Here is a 5,828-nt window from a genome sequence, read left to right on the forward strand (position 1 = left end):
CGTTGTGCTTCTCCACCGGAAAGTGTCGTTGCAGGCTGACCGAGTTTAATGTATCCGAGTCCCACATCGTAGAGCGTTTGCAGTCTTCTTTGAATTTGAGGAATATTCTCAAAGAATTCTAATGCTTCTTCAACGCTCATGCCAAGTACTTCTGAGATGTTCTTATCTTTATATTTTATTTCTAATGTTTCAAGTGTAAATCTTTTACCCTTACAGACTTCACAGGGTACATAGACGTCTGGCAAGAAATGCATCTCTATTCTAATGATGCCATGTCCTCTGCAAAATTCACATCGTCCTCCTTTGACATTAAAAGAAAATCTTCCAGGTTTATATCCTCTAACTCGTGAATCGGGCGTTTTGGCAAATAATTCTCGAATTGGCGTAAATACTCCTGTATATGTCGAAGGATTTGAGCGAGGTGTCCGTCCAATTGGGCTTTGATCTATACGGATTACTTTGTCGATATAATCCATGCCCTCAATTCCTTTATGAACTCCAGGTTTCTCCTTTGAACCATAAATTCGTCTGGCGAGCGTTTTATAAAGAATTTCGTTGATTAACGTTGATTTTCCTGAGCCACTAACACCAGTAATGCAAGTAAATACATGTAACGGAATCTTAACATCTATGCTTTTCAAATTAAATTGCTGAGCCCCTTTTATTGATAAATACTCTTCATTTGGTTCTCTTCTTTTCTTAGGAGTTGGAATTACTTTTTTTCCGCTCAGATATTTTCCAGTTAAGGAGTTTTTATTTGAAAGAATAGCCTCTGGAGGACCTTCAGCAACAATTTCACCACCATGAAGTCCAGCTCCTGGCCCTATATCGATTATCCAATCTGCAGAGAGTATTGTCTCTGGATCATGCTCAACAACAAGCACTGTATTACCCAAATCTCTCAGGCGAAGCAACGTATTAATAAGTCGAGAACAATCGCGAGCATGAAGACCGATTGTAGGTTCATCAAGCACGTATAAAACTCCTACGAGAGCACTGCCTATCTGTGTTGCGAGATGGATTCGTTGTGCTTCTCCAACTGACAATGTACCTGCCTGACGATCCAAGGTCAAGTAATCGATCCCAACATTATTCAAGAATCCTAAACGTTCTTGGATTTCTCTTAGCACTTGATCTGCAATTAGATGTTCGCGTTCTGTAAGTTTGAGAGTTTCGAAAAACATAGCTGCACTCTTGACTGTCAGTTTTGTAACGTCAGAAATATTCTTATCTTGGATTGTAACCGCTAATACTTCAGGACGAAGACGATCGCCATTACAAACTGGGCATGCTGCAGTACTCATGTACTTTTCAATTTCTTCCCTCATCCAATCAGATCGTGTTTCTCTATATCGTCTTTCCAAGTTATTGATGATTCCTTCCCACATACCATTCCATTCTACCTCACGATCATATCTCGAAACTTTAAACTTAACTTTTCGACCTTTTGTGCCGTAAAGTAAAACGTGAAGCTGTTTTTCGGAGAAATCCTTAAACGGTGTATCTAGATCAAACCCGTATTTGTCTCCTATTGATTTCATCATTTGTACTGCATAGGAGTTTTCATTTGAAGCCGCTACTGGCCCATGAATTCCTTCTTCCATAATGGATTTGGTTTTATCGGGAATAACCAAATCAGGATCAATTTCCATTTTGAAGCCTAGCCCGTCGCATTCATGGCAAGCTCCATACGGAGAGTTAAATGAAAACATTCTGGGTGTTAAAATCTCGGGAAAACTTAAATTACACGCAGGACATGCTAAGTCCTCGCTATATGGGATAGTTTCATTAGTTTCTATAGTATGGATAAATAATGTACCTCCTGACATCTTAAGTGCTGTTTCAACTGAATCAGCAAGGCGTTTGCGTATGCCAGGTTTCAGAACAAGGCGATCTACAACTATCTCAATTGAATGCTTTTTGTTCTTATCTAGTTTAATATCTTCATCTAATGACAGAATTTCGCCATCAACTCGTACTCTAACGAAGCCTTCTTTTTTCGCGTTCTTAAATACCTTTTCGTGAGTTCCTTTTCTGCCACTGACTATAGGAGTAAGAACAAGTATTTTTGTTTGTGTTTCTTTGGAAAGTTTTAGAACATGCTCCACCATTTGGTCTACTGTTTGCTTTTCAATTAGTTTTCCACATTTTGGGCAGTGTGGGATTCCGATTCTGGCGAATAAGAGCCTTAAATAATCATAAATCTCGGTTACAGTACCTACAGTACTACGAGGATTAGCTGACGCAGGCCTTTGTTCAATCGAAATCGCTGGTGATAAGCCATCAATGTGGTCTACATCTGGTTTATCCATTTGTCCTAGAAATTGGCGAGCATACGAGCTTAGAGATTCTATATAACGACGTTGTCCTTCGGCATAGATCGTATCAAAAGCTAGAGAAGATTTGCCAGATCCACTAATACCCGTAATAACCACAAATTTATCTCTGGGTATCCTAACTGTGATATCCTTGAGATTGTGCATCCGGGCTCCGACTACTACAATTTCATTCTTTGGCAAACTTTAGAACACCTTGTTTTCAAGTAGTGAATTCAACGTGTTATTGTAGTTGTGATTTTTAGGTTTTCTCATCTTCACAATGTAAAGAGAGAGAGGTCATCGAAAGTATTCAAAGACAAGAATACAACAAGCTAGAAATGTAAAGAAGGATCTTCTAAGATGTCTGTCTGAAATCCATTGATCTGTTAAAATCCAAGACACACATAATCCGTACAAAAAATTAGTGTGCTAGAGACCTAATTTCTCTTTAATTTTTGCCAAGAATTTCTTAAATAATTCTGCACGTGATAGAGTATAATCAGATCCCTTATCTCTTATTTGTTTAAAATTGTCCAAGAAACCGCTAAATCGTCCTATAAATTTGATTTTTTGGCTCTCAAGTCTTGTGAAGCCTTCATAATAGGCGTCATTCAAAAAAGTCGTGCTCTTGTTCATCATTTTTTTGTATCTTCTAACGGAATCTTTTGGTGAAGTCTCAAATACTAGTATAGCGTCATCTGAAAAATCGAAAAGAAGTCTGAAGTTATTAGAGTCAATTCGTTGTATATCTTTAAACCCTATTTCATCGCCGAAAGATTTTATTGCTGCTATGAATCCCGCTGCTAGTGAGTCATCTATCATTCCGAGCGCACATTCTTCAGAAGGGTGATCAATACACATGGAATAAACTGGAAGACCTGTCTTCTCAACCAAAAATATGTGATGTAACGTCAAATCAATCAACTCCCCATTTTATTTGATATAAGTAACTTCTGAAACAATTATTTAGTAGGATCTCTTTAAGTACGAGCAAATATATTAAAGTTACTTTCGTCACATAAGGAGATCGTTTGATAGATAATTTCTAGAGATTTATAGTTCACAGATTGCTCTCGCGATAATTATAAATTTGATAGGTCTATATTAGGAAAACTTGGTGAGTTGACATGCCTTCTAGTAAGGTTGTTGTGAAGAAATCTGAATATATCCCAGGTGCTCCAATGGAGTCGCGTCCAGGAGTAAAGGATCTTAAAGTACTATACCCTGAAACTGGTGTAGAAACTAAAACACTCATTATGGGCATTGTTGAAATTGAACCGAATTCTCATTCTCCGTTACATAGACATAATTGTGAAGAAGTATATTATGTTCTTCAAGGAAGGGGAACAATAGAATCCGAAGGAGTCAATTATGAATTTGAGGCTGGAGATGCGATATATAATAAAGAAAACACGGATCACAGAGTATATAATACGAGCAACGAGTTGTTGTGGCTCTTAGTTGTTGGAGGCATAATGTTTGTGGGGTTGGTAAAAGTTGACACATCTATTAACACATGTATCGTTTTATAGACATTTATTTCACGGCTTGAGGCGTCAAATGACTACCTCCTTGTTACTACTTAAAAAAAGGTTGTCTTTTTATAACTAGTTTCTCTATACTCAAGTGCCGGTAACTCCCTGAACGACCATATCACCTTAACTGCAGGAGAACTTCACACCTATGACCTCGCTGACGCACACGTATCCACTCAAACTCCCACAAGACGCCACCTTACGCCTCGAACTGGATATGCTCCAAGATATTGTGATGCACGCTGCTCAAAAACTCTTAGCCGAATTATGGTCCGATCATTGGATCGATACGCTGGACTCCGCCCGCACAAAAAAGACCTACAAAGTCATCAACGAACGGCGCGTCAACTTAACCACTAGCCAGGGAACGGCGGTGTACCTGCCCTCTCGCATCAGGCGGTGTATCGCCGAACAGGTGGGACGCATCCTTCGCTCGCAAGCCATCCGCAAACAGTGTTATTATGATGTGTTACGGATCGTTCAACTCACGGGTGTAGAGGGCAAACTGGATAATTTAGTGCGCACCGTAGCCCTCACCTTAGCGAATTTTGAAGGCATATTTTATCGCTGGGCGCTGATCCGTCAGACCTTACGCATGTTTAGGCGTTATTATTATCAACTCGGCTTGGATTTAAGCCTGTTGTTGCGGTTTCCTTACTCCGCAGTCGTGAAACCACGACTTCACTCGTTTAGCCTGCCCTACAGCCCCGATGAGGGGCAAGCCCTTCAGTACGACTGGCAGCCGCACCAAGCCGATCCAAGCATCATCGCCATCAGACTGAAACCCCCCTGCCGCCCACAGCCTACGAAACGCTCCCACTGGGGGTGGCAGGAGTTTACCCTGTCGATACCGGCCAAACTTCAAGCACGGGTGATCTCACCCTCTAGTAAATTGTGTCCCCCTAACTTACGCTATATCACACTGAAAGGCGGCTTGACACTCCCCTTTCTGGAATGTGCATGGTCTTTTGACCCAAACCCCCAACACCAGACGCAGCCTCAGACACACTATCCGCCGTTACGGGCGAACCGTGTGCTGGCCACCGATCTGGGGGTGATCAACCTGACGACCTCGGTAATCTGTGAAGCTGGGTCGCAGTTGAGCCCTCCCATTTTCTGGTCGCCCTCTACCACCGTGTTGCAAAAAATAGACGCTCTCTACCACCATATCTCCCGGCTGCAACGCAAGTTAGATCGCTATCCAGTCAACTGGTACGGGCAGGGTAAACGTAGGGAGGAACTGGAGCGGCTGTACCGTAAACTGAACCGCTATCGCGAGGAGATACTGCATTTAGCGAGCAACCAGCTGCTGGAGACTGCCCTTACATGGGGGTGCAAGACCATCGTGCTGGAGGACTTGCGCAACTACCAGCCGCCGAAACACCTGCGTAAAATCTCACGTAAACTCTCCAATTGGCTACGGGGGGCCTTTTACGAAATTCTCAAGTACAAGGCACAGCGTTACGGTATCAAGCTGGTGCGGGTAAACCCGCGCTGGACATCGAGTTTTTGTCCGCGCTGTGGTGCCAAAGGGGCGAAGATCAGTGACCCCCGTGCCCACCAGGTGTTAAAACGCGGCCGATTCTTTTACTGTGGGGCGTGTTCATATTTAGCCGACCGCGATTACATCGCGGCGGTGAACATCTATCGAGTGTATCAAGAAAAGCGTAAGAAGCGCTTTAGTTTAAAACAGGCAAAGCCTGTCCCCTATATGGCGACGGGTATCCCGCTCAACCGTCCTAGCGGGGACTCCATTCACCGTCTTGTTCAGACGTTGGGTGGATAGACAGTGTTAATAACTGCAAAGAGTTGTTAAGAGATGTCTATAATGAAAGGAACGGTTGGTACCTGATTGGCCAACAAGAAGTCCCTATGAAATCTTGGAATAATCAGGCAAATAGCTTATAGTTAATCTAAAATATTTCACGAGGCGTTCTAATGCTTTCAGTGCAGGTGATGGGAAGCGGTTCAGCGA

At 42.4% G+C, this 5,828-nt stretch carries 4 protein-coding genes; 2 read left to right on the forward strand and 2 right to left on the reverse strand.

The genetic code is table 11. From position 1 onward, the window contains the following. Window positions 1-2,519 (reverse strand): excinuclease ABC subunit UvrA (uvrA, locus tag QVB70_RS09890; RefSeq protein WP_287585575.1); only part of this gene is annotated, 2,519 nt, incomplete at its 3' end. A 228-nt stretch (window positions 2,520-2,747) separates the two neighbouring features. Further along, entirely contained in the window at window positions 2,748-3,233 is a 486-nt protein-coding gene (locus tag QVB70_RS09895; RefSeq protein ID WP_287585576.1) for a hypothetical protein, read from the reverse strand. 212 nt (window positions 3,234-3,445) lie between these two features. Here QVB70_RS09895 and QVB70_RS09900 point away from each other — a divergent pair, with 212 nt between their 5' ends. Further along, window positions 3,446-3,850 (forward strand): cupin domain-containing protein, encoded by a 405-nt coding sequence (locus QVB70_RS09900; protein ID WP_287585578.1) that lies wholly within the window; start codon window positions 3,446-3,448, stop codon window positions 3,848-3,850. A gap of 151 nt (window positions 3,851-4,001) precedes the next feature. Next, the gene (locus QVB70_RS09905; protein ID WP_287585579.1) at window positions 4,002-5,639 is read left to right on the forward strand and encodes a transposase; all 1,638 of its coding nucleotides are present in this window, start codon (window positions 4,002-4,004) and stop codon (window positions 5,637-5,639) included. The last annotated feature ends 189 nt before the right edge of the window (window positions 5,640-5,828 follow it).

Origin of the sequence: Candidatus Borrarchaeum sp., assembly GCF_019058535.1 — an archaeon.
Classification (GTDB): Archaea; Asgardarchaeota; Sifarchaeia; order Borrarchaeales; family Borrarchaeaceae; genus Borrarchaeum; species Borrarchaeum weybense.

Coding starts and splice junctions, on each gene's coding strand:
- QVB70_RS09900 (WP_287585578.1), top strand. CDS start 3,446: ATGCCTTCTAGTAAGGTTGTTGTGAAGAAATCTGAATATATCCCAGGT.
- QVB70_RS09905 (WP_287585579.1), top strand. CDS start 4,002: ATGACCTCGCTGACGCACACGTATCCACTCAAACTCCCACAAGACGCC.